Genomic DNA, 15,883 nt, shown 5'->3' on the forward strand with positions numbered 1-15,883 from the left:
GCAGCGTGAATGATTTTGTGTATGTTTTTATTTAGCACCCCGTTGAGAACGGCGTTAGTGTAATGATTTTGTTGCTATGCGGCAATCAAGAGCCGGATCTAAGGATCCGGTGGTGCAAACCACGCTGATTTAAAATCAAACCAGCCGAGGGTATTCATGCGTAACCCGCGCATACTGCGCTGTCCCTGAATGATCAGCCAGTGGTGGATTAATGGCACAATGGCCTTTGTGGCGAGCAGCTGTTGGCACCATGCCGCCAGGCTCATTTCGCCCGTTCGCCAGCGGGCCGCATCGTTTTCCCAGTCCCGCGAGATACAGTTTTGCAGCAACGGGACTTCGCACAAATGGGCGAACAGCGAGAAATCCAGCGGTAGGGTAAAGTTGGCGCTGTTGAGCCAGATATCGCTGACGATTTCACCCGCATGCCATTGATCGTAGTCGATCTCCTGAATATTTAACTGTACCTGATGCTCTGCCAGCAACGTCTTCATGATCTGCGCGATAATCCGATGTTCGATGTGATCGCGATAGTAGGTGATCGTCAGCGTTTCCAGTCCGGCGGGTTTTTCACCATGGCCGGGTTTGGCATGGTGCCAGCGGGGGAGCAAACCGTAGGCGGGAAACCACAGTCGCTGGAACTGTTCGTCGGCGTGGCAGATGAGATGGGTTGGCGAAAGAACGCGGCTAACCCAATCGCGAACCTCCTGATTAGCGCCACGGTGGGTGCGCGCATCAAACAGCAGGTAGTAGCATCCTTCCTCGAGGCGGCTTTCGATCGCCTTTTCATCCTCCGTGGGGCCTTTTAGCGTCAACCCACCGCCAGGCTCTTCACCGATATCGGGTAAAACCCAAACGTTAACTTCGTCGATCAGCGCCCGGTAGCCAAAGTAATCATCAAATGCATGAATTTTCAGTTGGTTATTGGTATTGCGCATCACCGCATAGGGACCAGTGCCAATTGGGTGGCTGGAGAAGTTGCTGAGCGTCTCCCATTCTCGCGGCAGGATCATGGCGGGGACTTGCCCCAATAGCCAGGGAAGCCAGCGGTCGGGTTGGGCGAGATGGATATCCAGCGTCCAGGCCGTGGGAGAAACGATCTGCGTGATGTGCGAGTACAGCGGCAGGGCGTTAATGCGCATCAGCGAGGTGATGACATCTTCCATTTCCAGTTCGCGGCCATGATGAAAATGAATCCCCGGACGCAGGAAGAATCGCCAGTGTAAAGGTGAAATCTGCTGCCAGTGATGGGCGATGTCCGCTTCCAGTTCCCCATTTTCCTCATTTACCCGAATTAAGGCGCTGAAGATTTGCCGGGCGATATGGGTTTCTGAACGGCGTAGCGCCGTACCGGGAAGCAGGTTGTGCATGGGACGATAATAGAGAACGCGCATGATGTGCCGCCCCTGGCGAAAACTGCGCCCCAGGTGAGAAACCAGCATCTGTCGTACGGCCGTTTTGTCACCGACCAGCTGCACCAGTTGATCGATGCGATCCTGTTCCAGCAGGTCTTCTGCCCGCTGCTGCTGGAGTGCCAGCCCGGTATAGAGGAAAGTCAGGCGCGAGCGTTTACCTCGCCCAACTTCGGCTTCCCACGTTAACCAACCGCGTTCTTGCATGGTATTGAGCAGGGTACGCATATGGCGGCGCGAACAACTCAGCAGCTCCGCTAGCTCGTTCAGCGTCGTGTCTTGCGTTTTGCCGTCACAGCATTGCCACAGACGGATGAACTGTTGTTGCAGACGACCAGAAGACATAAAAGGGGAACTCCTGCGAAAAACTCAGCAATTTTATTTTCCCTATATTAAGCCAATAATAGATTCCGATGAAGCGATGAGACAACGAAGGGGTCATCTATGCGTCAGTTCTGGTTGAAATACTTTACCGCGACAGAAAAATCGTCCTGGTTGGCTTGCCTGAGCGCACCGCAGCGCTTAAAGATGCTCGAAGAACTGATGCAGTGGGAGGTGACAGCCTGACTCCTGAATTGGGAATTGCAGACATCATGTGTGACTGAGTATTGGTGTTAATCGCCGCGCCAGCAGATAATCACTGCTGGCTTTTTTTGTTTCTGCTGCGCTAAAAGGAACTGTAATGCTCTGGATTATGACCATGGGACGGCGCCTCAACGGCGTTTACGCGGCATTTATGCTGGTCGCTTTTATGATGGGCGTAGCAGGTGCATTGCAGGCACCCACGCTGAGCTTGTTCCTGAGCCGTGAAGTCGGGGCGCAGCCGTTTTGGGTCGGGCTTTTTTATACCGTCAATGCGATTGTCGGGATCGTTGTCAGCCTTGGCCTCGCGAAACGATCCGACAGCCAGGGCGACAGGCGCAAGCTGATCATGTTCTGCTGCCTGATGGCAATCGGAAACGCGCTGCTGTTTGCGTTTAATCGCCACTATCTCACGCTTATCACCTGCGGTGTACTGCTGGCCTCGCTGGCGAATACCGCCATGCCGCAGCTGTTTGCGCTGGCGCGGGAATACGCTGATAACTCCGCGCGTGAAGTGGTGATGTTTAGCTCGGTGATGCGTGCGCAGCTTTCGCTGGCCTGGGTAATTGGACCGCCGCTGGCCTTCATGCTGGCGCTGAATTACGGCTTTACGGCGATGTTTTCCATTGCCGCAGGGATTTTCGCCATTAGCCTGGTGCTGATTGCGCTGATACTGCCGTCAGTCACACGGGTGGAGCAACCTGTTGACGTACCGCTGGAACAGACCGGCGGTTGGCAGGACAAAAATGTGCGCATGTTGTTTATTGCCTCCACGCTGATGTGGACCTGCAATACCATGTACATCATCGATATGCCGCTGTGGATAAGCCTTGAGCTGGGGTTACCGGACAAGTTGGCCGGGATCCTGATGGGGACGGCGGCTGGGCTGGAAATTCCGGCGATGATCCTGGCGGGCTACTATGTGAAGCGCTTTGGCAAACGGCGAATGATGATCGCGGCCGTCGCGGCGGGCGTACTGTTTTATCTTGGTTTGATCTTCTTTCACAGCCGCACGGCGCTGCTGGTGCTGCAACTGTTTAATGCAGTATTTATCGGTATCATCGCCGGGATAGGAATGCTGTGGTTTCAGGATCTTATGCCCGGGCGTGCGGGGTCAGCGACCACATTATTTACCAACAGTATTTCAACGGGGGTCATTCTCGCGGGAGTGATTCAGGGGGCTGTTGCGCAAAGCTACGGTCACTTTGCCGTCTATTGGGTGATTGCGGCGATTTCTGTGATCACGCTGGTGATGACCGGGCGGGTAAAGGACGTTTGATTTTTGGAGTGCCGGATGCGCTGCGCTTATCCGGCACCACAAGGACTAGCGCATAAACGCTGGCTGCTTGTCTTCGTACTCGGTGATGGCTGCTTCATGCTGCAGCGTCAGCCCGATGCTGTCCAGACCGTTCAGCATGCAGTGGCGGCGGAAGTCGTCGATTTTAAAGCTGTAGGACTTATCGCCCGCTTTCACCACCTGCGCTTCCAGATCCACTTCAAATTTAATGCCCGGATTGGCTTTCACCAGGGCGAACATTTCATCTACCTGCGCGTCGCTCAGGGTCACCGGCAGCAGTTGGTTATTGAAGCTGTTGCCGTAGAAGATGTCGGCGAAGCTTGGCGCGATCACTACTTTAAAGCCGTAATCGGTCAGCGCCCATGGCGCATGTTCACGGGAAGAGCCGCAGCCAAAGTTTTCCCGCGCCAGCAGAATTGACGCGCCTTTATATTCCGGGAAGTTCAGTACGAACTCTGGGTTAGGCTGTTGCCCTTTTTCATCCAGAAAACGCCAGTCGTTAAACAGATGAGCGCCAAAACCGGTGCGCGTAACCTTCTGCAAAAACTGTTTGGGAATAATCGCGTCGGTATCCACGTTGGCGGCATCCAGTGGGACAACCAGGCCGGTATGTTGGGTAAATTTCTCTGCCATGGTAGTTTCCTTATTTGATGCTGCGAATGTCGGCAAAATGACCGGTAACGGCGGCAGCGGCGGCCATGGCCGGGCTGACTAAATGCGTGCGACCACCGCGGCCCTGGCGGCCTTCAAAGTTACGGTTGCTGGTGGATGCACAGCGCTCGCCTGGGTTCAGGCGGTCATTGTTCATGGCCAGACACATGGAACAGCCCGGTAAACGCCATTCAAACCCGGCTTCGATGAAGATCTTGTCCAGACCTTCCGCTTCAGCCTGCGCTTTCACCGGACCAGAACCTGGCACAACCAGCGCCTGTACGCCTGGCGCAACTTTGCGACCTTTGGCGATTTGGGCCGCAGCGCGTAAATCTTCAATACGCGAGTTGGTACAGGAACCGATAAACACTTTATCAATGGCCACTTCTGTTAACGGGATGCCCGGTTTCAGCCCCATATATGCCAGCGCTTTTTCAGCCGATGCGCGCTCAACGGGATCGGAAAATGACGCCGGGTCGGGAATATTATCGTTCACCGAGATGACCTGACCCGGGTTCGTACCCCAAGTGACCTGCGGTGCGATTTCTTCTGCCTGCAGGGTAACGACGGTATCAAACGTCGCGTTGTCGTCGGTTTTCAGCGTTTTCCAGTACGCAACCGCGTTGGTAAAATCCTCACCCTTCGGTGCGTGTAAACGCCCCTGCACATAGTTAAAGGTGGTTTCATCCGGTGCGACCAGACCCGCTTTGGCGCCCATTTCAATGGCCATGTTGCACAGGGTCATACGGCCTTCCATGCTCAGCGCACGGATGGCTTCGCCACAAAATTCAACGACGTGTCCAGTACCGCCTGCACTACCGGTTTTACCAATAATCGCCAGCACGATATCTTTGGCGGTAATGCCAGGTGCTGCTGTGCCGTTAACTTCAATCTTCATGGTTTTGGCACGCCCCTGTTTCAGGGTCTGCGTCGCCAGAACGTGTTCAACTTCAGAGGTGCCAATACCAAAGGCCAGCGCGCCAAACGCGCCGTGTGTGGCGGTGTGGGAGTCGCCGCAAACGATGGTCATACCCGGCAACGTTACGCCTTGCTCAGGCCCCATCACGTGAACGATCCCCTGATACGGGTGGTTCAGGTCGTACAGTTCGACGCCAAATTCATTGCAGTTTTTGATCAATTCCTGCATCTGAATGCGCGCCATTTCGCCGGAAGCGTTAATGTCTTTGGTTTGCGTGGAGACGTTATGGTCCATGGTGGCAAAGGTTTTACCCGGCTGGCGCACCTGACGGCCATGCGCACGCAGGCCATCAAACGCCTGCGGAGAGGTCACTTCATGCACCAGATGTCTGTCGATATACAACAGCGGGGTTTCGTTTTGCGCTTCGTAGACGACGTGCGCATCGAACAATTTTTCGTATAACGTTTTGGCCATGATTACACCCCTTCTGCGACGTAACGGGCAATAATGTCACCCATTTCATCGGTACCGACTGCGGCAGCGCCACGGGCTAAGTCACCGGTGCGAATGCCTTCTTCTAATGCGCGGTTGATGGCGCTCTCGATTGCGGTTGCCGCATCATTGGCGTCCAGGCTGTAGCGCAGCAGCAGCGCCAGCGAAAGGATTTGGGCGATAGGGTTAGCAATGTTTTTCCCGGCGATATCTGGAGCGGAGCCGCCAGCGGGCTCGTACAGACCAAAGCCCTGCTCATTCAGGCTGGCGGACGGTAACATCCCCATTGATCCGGTGATCATGGCGCATTCGTCAGACAGAATGTCGCCAAACAGGTTGGAGCACAGCAGCACGTCGAACTGGGATGGATCTTTGATCAACTGCATCGTCGCGTTGTCGATGTACATATGCGCCAGCTCAACGTCCGGATATTCATTAGCAATTTCATTGACGATTTGACGCCACAGAATAGACGTTTGCAGTACGTTGGCTTTATCAATCGACGTGACTTTGCGGCGACGCTGGCGAGCAGATTCAAACGCGATACGTGCGATACGCTCGATCTCGAAACGGTGATAAACCTCGGTATCAAAGGCTTTTTCATGTTGTCCGCTGCCTTCGCGGCCTTTTGGCTGACCGAAGTAGATACCGCCGGTCAGTTCGCGCACGCACAGGATGTCGAAACCGTTCGCGGCAATATCTGCGCGCAGAGGGCAAAATGCTTCCAGCCCCTGGTACAGCTTAGCCGGGCGCAGGTTGCTGAATAATTTGAAGTGTTTACGCAACGGCAGCAGCGCGCCGCGTTCAGGCTGCTGATTGGGTGGCAGATTTTCCCATTTCGGGCCGCCAACGGAGCCAAACAGAATGGCGTCAGCTTGCTCACAGCCTTCAACCGTCGCTGGCGGCAGCGGCTGACCATGGTTATCGATAGCGGCCCCCCCTACGTCGTAGTGGCTGGTGGTAATGCGCATGTTAAAACGGTTGCGGATTGCGTCCAGTACCTTCAGGGCTTGCGCCATCACTTCCGGGCCAATACCGTCGCCCGGCAAAACAGCAATATGATAATTCTTCGACATCACACGGTTTCCTTGTTGTTCTCGTTGTTCTGAGCTTTGCGTTGCAATTCTTTTTCGACTTCTTCAGCGCGCCAAATGTTGTTCAGCACATGAACCATCGCTTTCGCGGACGATTCGACGATATCCGTTGCCAGACCGACGCCGTGGAAGCGGCGACCGTTATAATTAGCAACGATATCCACCTGGCCCAGCGCATCTTTACCGTGCCCTTTGGCGGTCAGGCTGTATTTCACCAGTTCGATGTTGTACTCGGTCACACGGTTGATGGCCTGATAAATGGCATCGACCGGACCGTTGCCGTTCGCCGCTTCGGCTTTGACTTCTTCACCGCAGGCCAGCTTGACGGAGGCGGTGGCGATGTCATTTGAGCCGGACTGCACGCTGAAGTAATCCAGACGGAAATGCTCCGGCTCTTCCTGCTGTTTATTAATAAAGGCCAGCGCTTCCAGGTCGTAATCAAATACCTGACCTTTTTTATCCGCCAGCTTCAGGAATGCGTCGTACAGGTTGTCCAGGTTGTATTCATTCTCTTTATATCCCATCTCGTCCATACGGTGTTTCACCGCGGCGCGTCCGGAACGGGAAGTCAGGTTCAACTGCACCTGGTTCAGACCGATGGATTCAGGCGTCATGATTTCGTAGTTTTCACGATTTTTCAGTACGCCGTCCTGATGGATGCCAGAGGAGTGGGCAAAGGCGCCGCTACCGACAATGGCTTTGTTGGCCGGAATGGGCATGTTGCAGATTTGGCTGACTAACTGACTGGTACGCCAGATTTCCTGGTGATTAATGCGGGTCTGTACGTTCAGGATATCTTTGCGCACTTTGATCGCCATGATCACTTCTTCCAGTGAGCAGTTACCGGCGCGTTCGCCGATACCGTTCATCGCGCCTTCGACCTGGCGCGCCCCGGCATGCACCGCAGCCAACGCGTTGCCAACGCCCAGACCTAAATCATCATGGGTGTGCACGGAGATGATGGCTTTATCGATATTCGGTACGCGTTCATACAGACCAGAAATGATTGCTCCGAATTCGAAAGGCATGGTGTAGCCAACGGTATCGGGGATATTGATAGTTTTGGCTCCCGCATTAATCGCGGCTTCGACCACGCGGGCCAGATCGGCAATAGGGGTACGGCCAGCATCCTCGCATGAGAACTCCACGTCATCCGTATAATTACGCGCACGCTTCACCATGTAGACTGCTCGCTCGATCACTTCATCCAACGTGCTACGTAATTTCGTCGCGATATGCATCGGCGAGGTGGCGATGAACGTATGAATACGGAAGGCCTCTGCGACCTTCAGAGATTCTGCGGCAACGTCGATATCTTTTTCTACGCAGCGGGCTAAGGCGCAAACGCGGCTGTTCTTAACCTGACGAGCGATGGTTTGTACGGACTCAAAGTCACCCGGTGAAGAGACCGGAAAACCGACCTCCATCACGTCAACGCCCATACGCTCGAGGGCCAGCGCAATCTGCAGTTTTTCTTTCACACTCAGGCTCGCCTGTAACGCCTGTTCACCGTCACGTAAGGTGGTATCGAAAATAATGACTTGCTGGCTCATGGTTTAGGTCCTTGGTCTTTAGGGCGCCTTGCTTCGAGCATAAAAAAACCCGCGCAACGGCGCGGGTTTTTTGTCTTAACTGGAGCTGACTTAATGCTGAATGTCGTCCACCAGTCTACCGCGCAATGAGAATGCGTTTAGTAGTAGTAGACCGATAAAACGAGCAATGTAAGTCATCAATCAAGCTCCAGGCGAATGCGATATGCTTTTAGTGGTACTGGATATGAAGACTGATGTCAACCCCATTCCCTGCAAATGCTCCCGTTAAGGGGGAAAGTTTCTGATAAACTTAAGCGAATTGTGCTGAATTTCTCAGGGTATATAAAATTAATCATCTGATCGTTGAACATATTTTTCACGGTTTGACATATTTAAGCATATTTATTTGCATTTATGGTAACGAAGAACTAAAGATAACGCCTCATTTGGGATTTCATATCTTTATGATTTATCAGCTTTTATATTCATTTTGAATGGATGAAACCAATGTGTTACCCAATAATTGATAAATTAATGTTAACTTTTAATGTGTTAATAATAGAAATGTTTAATTAAAACTTAAATACATATTCACTGTGCGTATGATTGTGTATTCGCCACGCTTATGGTTATATTGTTTTCGAAATTTAAACATATGAATCATCGCGCAGTGACATCTGCCGCACTACGCTTGTGGTGTTCTTTTGTACATTTAGATTTGTGCCTTTATGTTTTCCTAATTTTAATGTTTTTCCTTTTTCTTATTTTATATGCATGGTAAATCATATTAACGGAGATTATTTCTGCACTCCGTCTGGGAAAAGGGAGTTTAGAGTGACAGTGGAGTTAAATATGCCAGAAGTAAAAATAATAGATAAATCTAATCTCATAGAGATGGGGAAGCCACAGCTTCGCATGGTTGATCTTAATTTATTAACTGTTTTTGATGCGGTGATGCAGGAACAAAATATTACGCGTGCTGCACATACGCTGGGGATGTCGCAACCCGCTGTCAGTAATGCGGTCGCACGCCTGAAAGTCATGTTTAACGATGAGCTTTTTGTTCGTTATGGCCGTGGAATCCAGCCGACAGCAAGAGCCTTCCAGCTGTTTGGCTCCGTTCGTCAGGCATTGCAATTAGTGCAGAATGAACTGCCTGGTTCTGGCTTTGAACCTACCAGCAGCGAGCGTGTATTCAATCTTTGCGTATGCAGTCCATTGGATAATATTCTAACTTCGTTGATTTATAATCGAGTTGAACAAGTCGCGCCGAACATTAATGTCGTTTTTAAATCTTCACTAAATCTAAATACCGAGCACCAATTACGTTATCAGGAAACTGAGTTTGTTATTAGCTATGAAGAATTCCGTCGTCCGGAATTTACCAGTGTTCCGTTATTCAATGACGAAATGGTGTTAGTGGCAAGCAAAAAACATCCGCGCATTAGTGGCCCATTGCTGGAAAGCAATCTCTATCATGAACAGCATGCCGTGGTTTCGCTCGATCGCTTCGCCTCATTCAGCCAGCCGTGGTATGACACACCGGATAAACAATCCTGCGTGGCTTATCAGGGAATGGCATTAATCAGCGTGCTTAATATTGTGTCGCAAACGCACCTGGTCTCTATTGCGCCGCGTTGGTTGGCGGAAGAGTTCGCCGATTCTTTAGAACTGCAGATATTGCCTTTACCTTTAAAATTGAATAGCCGCACATGTTATCTTTCCTGGCATGAGGCTGCGGGGCGCGATAAAGGACATCAATGGATGGAAGAACTGTTGGTCTCCGTCTGTAAGAAGTAGCCGCTGGCAGAATAAATCGGGGAATACATCTGGTTTATTCTGCTTTTATCTTTATATCTAAAATTTTGTGCTGAACTCGACTTTTTACGTATGTCCGAAAGTGTAAAAAAATAGACTAATTGCTGTAAGTCCCCCTTTTTAAGCGATTATTTATCATATCAATTGCTTATGCTGGTTTAATTCTCCATTTATTCAATTCTTACCTCCGTTTTATTCTTATTTACTCCAGTGCCACCCCTTCGGAGTCAATTGCCATGCGTCATCGTCAGCGGTTAATGTGTTGTTAAACCGTAATTCATTATAAGAGTGAGGCAAGCCATGGAGATGTTGTCTGGAGCCGAGATGGTCGTCCGATCGCTTATCGATCAGGGTGTGAAGCAGGTATTCGGTTATCCCGGGGGGGCCGTCCTCGATATTTATGATGCATTGCATACGGTCGGCGGTATTGATCATGTGTTAGTCCGTCATGAGCAAGCCGCAGTACATATGGCTGATGGCCTGGCGCGTGCCACGGGAGAAGTGGGCGTCGTTTTGGTCACTTCCGGACCAGGGGCAACCAATGCGATCACCGGGATTGCAACGGCATATATGGATTCCATTCCGTTGGTGATCCTCTCTGGCCAGGTCGCCACCTCCCTGATTGGCTACGATGCCTTCCAGGAGTGCGACATGGTGGGTATATCCCGCCCGGTGGTAAAACACAGTTTTCTGGTTAAACAAACGGAAGATATCCCGCAGGTGCTGAAAAAAGCCTTCTGGCTGGCGGCAAGCGGTCGTCCGGGGCCGGTGGTGGTGGATTTGCCGAAAGATATTCTGAATCCGGCGAAAAAACTGCCTTATAGCTGGCCGGAGTCGGTGAGTATGCGTTCGTATAACCCGACAACGACCGGGCACAAAGGACAGATAAAACGTGCTTTGCAGACGCTGGTCGCGGCGAAGAAACCGGTTGTCTATGTTGGTGGTGGCGCGGTGAATGCCGCCTGTCACGAACAACTGGGGCAAATTGCCGAAGCACTTAATCTGCCGGTTGTCTCCTCGCTGATGGGGTTAGGCGCGTTTCCGGCCACGCATCGCCAGGCGCTGGGAATGTTGGGCATGCATGGTACTTACGAAGCGAATATGACCATGCATCATTCTGATGTGATCTTTGCCGTCGGCGTTCGTTTTGACGATCGAACGACCAATAACCTGGCAAAATATTGCCCGAATGCGACCGTGCTGCATATCGACATCGATCCGACCTCAATTTCAAAAACCGTCACTGCGGATATTCCGATTGTGGGCGATGCTCGCCTGGTGCTGGATCAGATGCTTGAACTGCTGCCGCAGGAGAAATCGCAGCAGTCGCTGGATGATAACCGTGACTGGTGGCAACAGATCGAACACTGGCGCGCTCGTCAGTGCCTGAAATACGACACGCAAAGTGAAAGTATTAAACCGCAGGCGGTGATTGAAACCATCTGGCGTCTGACGAAAGGGGATGCATACGTGACCTCTGACGTTGGCCAGCATCAAATGTTTGCTGCACTTTACTATCCGTTCGATAAACCACGCCGCTGGATTAACTCAGGCGGCCTCGGCACCATGGGATTCGGTTTACCCGCGGCGTTAGGGGTGAAAATGGCGCTGCCGGATGAAACAGTGGTGTGCGTCACCGGGGATGGCAGCATTCAGATGAACATCCAGGAACTGTCGACGGCGCTGCAATATGAGCTACCGGTACTGGTGCTCAACCTTAACAACCGCTATCTCGGCATGGTCAAACAGTGGCAGGACATGATTTACTCCGGGCGTCACTCCCAGTCTTACATGCAGTCGCTACCTGATTTTGTGCGCCTTGCTGAAGCTTATGGGCATATCGGTATCCAGATTAATCATCCAGGCGAACTGGAGAGCAAGCTGGGCGAAGCGCTGGAACATGTGCGTAACCATCGCCTGGTGTTTGTTGATGTCACCGTCGACGGCAGTGAGCATGTCTACCCGATGCAGATTCGTGGGGGCGGGATGGACGAAATGTGGTTAAGTAAAACGGAGAGGACCTGATTATGCGCCGGATATTATCAGTATTGCTGGAAAACGAGTCGGGTGCATTGTCACGTGTGATTGGCCTCTTCGCCCAGCGCGGATACAACATTGAAAGCCTGACCGTCGCGCCGACTGACGACCCGACCTTATCGCGGATGACGATTCAAACGGTAGGGGATGAGAAAGTCCTGGAGCAGATCGAAAAGCAGCTACACAAACTGGTGGATGTTCTGCGCGTCAGCGAACTGGGGCAGGGCGCCCACGTTGAACGAGAAATCATGCTGGTGAAAATCCAGGCCAGCGGCTATGGCCGGGAAGAGGTGAAACGCAACACGGAGATATTCCGTGGGCAAATCATCGATGTTACGCCGTCGATCTACACCGTACAGCTGGCGGGCACCAGCGATAAGCTGGATGCGTTTCTGGCAACGCTACGGGAAGTCGCCAAAATCGTGGAAGTTGCCCGTTCCGGCGTGGTGGGGCTTTCCCGCGGCGATAAAATTATGCGCTAACGCTTACCTGACCTACGCGAGATGCATTGGCTACTGGTTGCTTTTTTTTGCGAAATCAGCAGTAACCAGAGACAAAAGCGGTTGCCGCAGTCATTATTCTGCGCTTAGATGTTAAGAAGTTTAACCCATGCCATCTCAAAGGTTATGGTTTGTACATTTTACGCAAGGGGCAATTGTGAAACTGGATGAAATCGCTCGGTTGGCCGGCGTTTCGCGAACGACTGCAAGCTACGTTATTAACGGCAAAGCAAAGCAATACCGCGTTAGCGACAAAACGGTTGAAAAAGTCATGGCGGTGGTGCGTGAGCATAATTACCACCCGAATGCCGTGGCGGCCGGGCTGCGTGCTGGACGCACACGTTCTATCGGGTTGGTGATCCCGGATCTCGAGAACACGAGCTATACCCGGATCGCAAACTATCTGGAGCGCCAGGCGCGTCAGCGCGGATATCAACTACTGATTGCCTGCTCTGAAGATCAGCCTGATAACGAAATGCGCTGTATTGAGCATCTTTTACAACGTCAGGTTGATGCCATTATCGTTTCGACTTCCTTGCCGCCTGAACATCCATTTTATCAGCGCTGGGCGAACAGTTCATTCCCGATTGTGGCGCTGGATCGCGCGCTGGATCGTGAACATTTCACCAGCGTGGTGGGCGCAGACCAGGATGATGCGCAGATGCTGGCGGAGGAGTTACGTAAATTCCCTGCTGAAACCGTGCTCTATCTGGGGGCGCTTCCTGAATTGTCCGTCAGTTTCCTGCGCGAACAGGGTTTCCGTACCGCGTGGAAGGACGATCCGCGTGAAGTGCATTTTCTCTATGCCAACAGCTATGAGCGGGAGGCGGCCGCGCAGTTATTTGATAAATGGCTGGAAACGCATCCAATGCCTCAGGCGCTGTTTACCACGTCGTTTGCCCTGTTGCAGGGGGTGATGGATGTGACCCTGCGCCGCGACGGGCAGTTACCGTCTGATTTAGCGATTGCGACTTTTGGCGACCACGAGCTGCTCGACTTCCTGCAGTGCCCGGTTCTGGCGGTGGCGCAGCGCCATCGAGATGTCGCGGAACGCGTGTTGGAGATTGTGTTGGCAAGCCTGGATGAGCCGCGTAAACCCAAACCAGGTTTAACGCGTATACGGCGTAATTTGTACCGTCGCGGTATTCTAAGCCGTAACTAAGTTGCCTCAATTGATGATGTCGGCGGATAAGCCTCTGACATCATCAATTATCCCGTTCTCGGAAATAACCGCATTATAATTAAGAATATTCTTTAGAATTATCTGAAATTGATTCTTCTATTATGCCGAATTAAAAATGCAACTATCCATTTTTGGGTAATTGAGACGTAACGATGCGTTACGGTTGTATTATTTTGTTACAAGCATGTAGGGATTTGCCGAATTAACAAACACTTTACTGGTGTGTTGCGACAATCTCGCCCTTATCTCGCTCCTGTGCGGCGTACAGACTGATTAACTGGTACTGTTATCTCGCTGCATATTGTCCTAAAATGCCGCTCGCGTCGCAAACTGACACTTTATATTTTTCTTTTGATGATATTCAGTTGTTTTAAACAATCATGAGTTGTTGGATTTTTTTCTTACAAATATTCATGACGTTAATTTGCTTCGTTTGCTGTACGGAATTTGTTCAACGCTGATATTAGCCGTAAACAATGGGTTTTTTGCTCCGCTAAGCGCCGTGACTTGCTTGACAAGGTTTTCCTCCGCTCCGTAAACTCCTTTAAGTGGGAATTTGTGGGATAAAGTGGTAATCGGGGGTGAGGCTGGCATGTTCCGGGGAGCAACGTTAGTTAATCTCGACAGTAAAGGGCGCTTATCTGTGCCTACCCGTTATCGGGATCAACTGCTCGAGAGCGCTACCGGTCAAATGGTTTGCACCATTGACATCCATCACCCGTGCCTGCTGCTGTACCCCCTGCCTGAATGGGAAATTATCGAGCAGAAGTTATCGCGTCTGTCGAGCATGAATCCAGTTGAGCGTCGCGTACAGCGCCTGTTGTTGGGTCATGCTAGCGAATGTCAGATGGATAGCGCTGGCCGATTATTGATAGCGCCCATTCTGCGGCAACACGCAGGGCTAACGAAAGAAGTGATGCTGGTTGGGCAGTTCAATAAGTTTGAGCTGTGGGATGAAACGACCTGGTATCAACAGGTCAAGGAAGATATCGACGCTGAGCAGTCTGTTACCGGCGCGCTGTCGGAACGATTGCAGGATTTGTCTCTATAAAATGATGGAAAATTATAAACATACAACGGTGTTGCTGGATGAAGCCGTAAACGGCCTGAATATTCGTCCAGACGGCATCTACATTGACGGGACATTTGGTCGCGGTGGTCACTCACGTCTGATCCTCTCGCAACTTGGCGAAGCGGGGCGTTTACTGGCCATCGATCGCGATCCGCAGGCGATTGCCGTTGCAAAGACGATTACCGATCCCCGTTTTTCCATCGTCCATGGTCCTTTTTCTGCGCTGGCTGATTATGTCGCCGAGCGCGGACTTACCGGTAAGATCGACGGGATTCTTCTCGATCTTGGGGTTTCTTCTCCACAGCTTGATGATGCTGAGCGCGGATTCTCATTTATGCGTGACGGTCCGTTAGATATGCGTATGGACCCTACACGCGGTCAGTCAGCGGCCGAATGGCTGCAAACCGCCGATGAAGCAGATATTGCCTGGGTGATTAAAACCTTTGGCGAAGAGCGCTTCGGCAAACGTATTGCTCGCGCCATCGTAGAGCGCAACCGCATCGAACCGATGACCCGCACTAAAGAGCTGGCGGAAGTGATTGCGGCGGCAATGCCGGTGAAAGACAAATTCAAACATCCCGCGACCCGTACCTTCCAGGCGGTGCGCATTTGGGTGAACAGTGAACTGGAGGAGATAGAGCAGGCGCTAAAAAGCTCGCTCAGCGTGCTGGCACCAGGTGGTCGCCTTTCGGTAATCAGTTTCCATTCGCTTGAAGATCGCATTGTTAAACGCTTTATGCGCGAACAAAGCCGTGGTCCTCAGGTTCCGGCTGGAATACCGATGACCGAAGCGCAGATCAAAAAGCTGGGCGGCCGTGAGTTAAGAGCACTAGGCAAGATGATGCCGGGTGAAGAAGAGGTAGCTGAAAATCCTCGTGCCCGTAGTTCAGTTCTGCGTATTGCAGAGAGGACGAACGCATGATCAGCAGAGTGACAGAAGCCCTCAGCAAAGTTAAAGGATCGATAGGAAGCAACGAGCGCCATGCCTTGCCTGGCGTGATCGGTGACGATCTTTTGCGGTATGGGAAGCTGCCACTCTGCCTGTTCATTTGCATTATTTTGACGGCGGTTACCGTCGTGACAACAGCACACCATACGCGGTTACTGACCGCGCAGCGTGAGCAGCTGGTTCTGGAGCGAGATGCGCTGGATATCGAATGGCGCAACTTGATCCTTGAGGAGAACGCGCTCGGCGACCATAGCCGTGTTGAACGGATCGCAACGGAAAAGCTGCAAATGCAGCATGTTGATCCCTCACAAGAAAATATCGTAGTACAAAAATAAGGATAAACGCGAC

General features: G+C 51.8%; 15 protein-coding genes. 9 read left to right on the top strand and 6 right to left on the bottom strand.

All coding sequences use genetic code 11. The features are described 5' to 3' along the window. Positions 1 to 98: 98 nt before the first annotated feature. Positions 99 to 1,754: an HTH-type transcriptional regulator SgrR gene (gene sgrR / locus GPJ68_RS04250; protein WP_016155682.1), complete on the bottom strand. Its 1,656-nt coding sequence runs from the start codon at positions 1,752 to 1,754 to the stop codon at positions 99 to 101. Between the two features lie 99 nt (positions 1,755 to 1,853). Between sgrR and sgrT the strand changes: the two genes are divergently transcribed. Together sgrT and GPJ68_RS04260 are read left to right on the top strand one after the other, a co-directional pair. Further along, on the top strand, positions 1,854 to 1,976 hold the full coding sequence (sgrT, locus tag GPJ68_RS04255) for a glucose uptake inhibitor SgrT (protein ID WP_016151681.1): 123 nt from the start codon (positions 1,854 to 1,856) through the stop codon (positions 1,974 to 1,976). Between the two features lie 115 nt (positions 1,977 to 2,091). Then, on the top strand, positions 2,092 to 3,270 hold the full coding sequence (locus tag GPJ68_RS04260) for a sugar efflux transporter (RefSeq protein ID WP_065554749.1): 1,179 nt from the start codon (positions 2,092 to 2,094) through the stop codon (positions 3,268 to 3,270). Between the two features lie 45 nt (positions 3,271 to 3,315). Here GPJ68_RS04260 and leuD read toward each other — a convergent pair whose 3' ends face one another. From leuD to leuL, 5 genes are all read right to left on the bottom strand, one after another. Then, the gene (leuD, locus tag GPJ68_RS04265; RefSeq protein WP_016151683.1) at positions 3,316 to 3,921 is read right to left on the bottom strand and encodes a 3-isopropylmalate dehydratase small subunit; all 606 of its coding nucleotides are present in this window, start codon (positions 3,919 to 3,921) and stop codon (positions 3,316 to 3,318) included. A gap of 10 nt (positions 3,922 to 3,931) precedes the next feature. Beyond that, positions 3,932 to 5,332: a 3-isopropylmalate dehydratase large subunit gene (gene leuC / locus GPJ68_RS04270; RefSeq protein WP_016155685.1), complete on the bottom strand. Its 1,401-nt coding sequence runs from the start codon at positions 5,330 to 5,332 to the stop codon at positions 3,932 to 3,934. Positions 5,333 to 5,334: 2 nt separating this feature from the next. Continuing rightward, entirely contained in the window at positions 5,335 to 6,426 is a 1,092-nt protein-coding gene (leuB, locus tag GPJ68_RS04275; RefSeq protein WP_016155686.1) for a 3-isopropylmalate dehydrogenase, read from the bottom strand. Then, positions 6,426 to 7,997 carry a 2-isopropylmalate synthase gene (leuA, locus tag GPJ68_RS04280; protein ID WP_016151686.1) on the bottom strand — a complete coding sequence of 524 codons (1,572 nt, stop codon included), beginning with the start codon at positions 7,995 to 7,997 and terminating at the stop codon, positions 6,426 to 6,428. The genes leuB and leuA overlap by 1 nt, the downstream gene beginning before the upstream one ends. A 90-nt stretch (positions 7,998 to 8,087) precedes the next feature. After that, complete coding sequence (gene leuL, locus GPJ68_RS25325; RefSeq protein ID WP_049269161.1) at positions 8,088 to 8,174, bottom strand: leu operon leader peptide; 87 nt, start codon at positions 8,172 to 8,174, stop codon at positions 8,088 to 8,090. Positions 8,175 to 8,828: 654 nt separating this feature from the next. Between leuL and leuO the strand changes: the two genes are divergently transcribed. The 7 genes from leuO (at position 8,829) to ftsL (ending at position 15,870) form a co-directional block, all read left to right on the top strand. Further along, positions 8,829 to 9,776, top strand: coding sequence for a transcriptional regulator LeuO (leuO, locus tag GPJ68_RS04290; RefSeq protein WP_016151687.1), 948 nt, complete (start codon positions 8,829 to 8,831; stop codon positions 9,774 to 9,776). 318 nt (positions 9,777 to 10,094) lie between these two features. After that, positions 10,095 to 11,819 carry an acetolactate synthase 3 large subunit gene (gene ilvI, locus GPJ68_RS04295; RefSeq protein ID WP_103928907.1) on the top strand — a complete coding sequence of 575 codons (1,725 nt, stop codon included), beginning with the start codon at positions 10,095 to 10,097 and terminating at the stop codon, positions 11,817 to 11,819. Positions 11,820 to 11,821: 2 nt separating this feature from the next. Next, positions 11,822 to 12,313: an acetolactate synthase small subunit gene (gene ilvN, locus GPJ68_RS04300; RefSeq protein WP_003829566.1), complete on the top strand. Its 492-nt coding sequence runs from the start codon at positions 11,822 to 11,824 to the stop codon at positions 12,311 to 12,313. Positions 12,314 to 12,488: 175 nt separating this feature from the next. Beyond that, positions 12,489 to 13,493 carry a catabolite repressor/activator gene (gene cra, locus GPJ68_RS04305; RefSeq protein ID WP_016151689.1) on the top strand — a complete coding sequence of 335 codons (1,005 nt, stop codon included), beginning with the start codon at positions 12,489 to 12,491 and terminating at the stop codon, positions 13,491 to 13,493. 613 nt (positions 13,494 to 14,106) lie between these two features. Then, a complete protein-coding gene (gene mraZ, locus GPJ68_RS04310) occupies positions 14,107 to 14,565 on the top strand; it encodes a division/cell wall cluster transcriptional repressor MraZ (protein WP_005124560.1) in 459 nt (152 codons plus the stop codon). Between the two features lies 1 nt (position 14,566). Beyond that, complete coding sequence (gene rsmH / locus GPJ68_RS04315) at positions 14,567 to 15,508, top strand: 16S rRNA (cytosine(1402)-N(4))-methyltransferase RsmH (RefSeq protein WP_016155687.1); 942 nt, start codon at positions 14,567 to 14,569, stop codon at positions 15,506 to 15,508. Continuing rightward, positions 15,505 to 15,870, top strand: a complete 366-nt coding sequence (gene ftsL, locus GPJ68_RS04320) for a cell division protein FtsL (RefSeq protein ID WP_006686695.1) — start codon at positions 15,505 to 15,507, stop codon at positions 15,868 to 15,870. Before rsmH ends, ftsL begins: the two co-directional genes overlap by 4 nt. The last annotated feature ends 13 nt before the right edge of the window (positions 15,871 to 15,883 follow it).

The organism is Citrobacter sp. 172116965 (assembly GCF_013458095.1).
Taxonomy (GTDB): domain Bacteria; phylum Pseudomonadota; class Gammaproteobacteria; order Enterobacterales; family Enterobacteriaceae; genus Citrobacter; species Citrobacter braakii.

What these genes read in the sequence shown, in the direction of transcription:
- ftsL (WP_006686695.1), top strand. Translation starts at nt 15,505, where the DNA reads ATGATCAGCAGAGTGACAGAAGCCCTCAGCAAAGTTAAAGGATCGATA.
- leuB (WP_016155686.1), bottom strand. Translation starts at nt 6,426, where the DNA reads ATGTCGAAGAATTATCATATTGCTGTTTTGCCGGGCGACGGTATTGGC.
- leuL (WP_049269161.1), bottom strand. Translation starts at nt 8,174, where the DNA reads ATGACTTACATTGCTCGTTTTATCGGTCTACTACTACTAAACGCATTC.
- ilvI (WP_103928907.1), top strand. Translation starts at nt 10,095, where the DNA reads ATGGAGATGTTGTCTGGAGCCGAGATGGTCGTCCGATCGCTTATCGAT.
- GPJ68_RS04260 (WP_065554749.1), top strand. Translation starts at nt 2,092, where the DNA reads ATGCTCTGGATTATGACCATGGGACGGCGCCTCAACGGCGTTTACGCG.
- leuD (WP_016151683.1), bottom strand. Translation starts at nt 3,921, where the DNA reads ATGGCAGAGAAATTTACCCAACATACCGGCCTGGTTGTCCCACTGGAT.
- sgrR (WP_016155682.1), bottom strand. Translation starts at nt 1,754, where the DNA reads ATGTCTTCTGGTCGTCTGCAACAACAGTTCATCCGTCTGTGGCAATGC.
- rsmH (WP_016155687.1), top strand. Translation starts at nt 14,567, where the DNA reads ATGATGGAAAATTATAAACATACAACGGTGTTGCTGGATGAAGCCGTA.
- leuA (WP_016151686.1), bottom strand. Translation starts at nt 7,997, where the DNA reads ATGAGCCAGCAAGTCATTATTTTCGATACCACCTTACGTGACGGTGAA.
- sgrT (WP_016151681.1), top strand. Translation starts at nt 1,854, where the DNA reads ATGCGTCAGTTCTGGTTGAAATACTTTACCGCGACAGAAAAATCGTCC.
- leuO (WP_016151687.1), top strand. Translation starts at nt 8,829, where the DNA reads ATGCCAGAAGTAAAAATAATAGATAAATCTAATCTCATAGAGATGGGG.
- leuC (WP_016155685.1), bottom strand. Translation starts at nt 5,332, where the DNA reads ATGGCCAAAACGTTATACGAAAAATTGTTCGATGCGCACGTCGTCTAC.
- ilvN (WP_003829566.1), top strand. Translation starts at nt 11,822, where the DNA reads ATGCGCCGGATATTATCAGTATTGCTGGAAAACGAGTCGGGTGCATTG.
- mraZ (WP_005124560.1), top strand. Translation starts at nt 14,107, where the DNA reads ATGTTCCGGGGAGCAACGTTAGTTAATCTCGACAGTAAAGGGCGCTTA.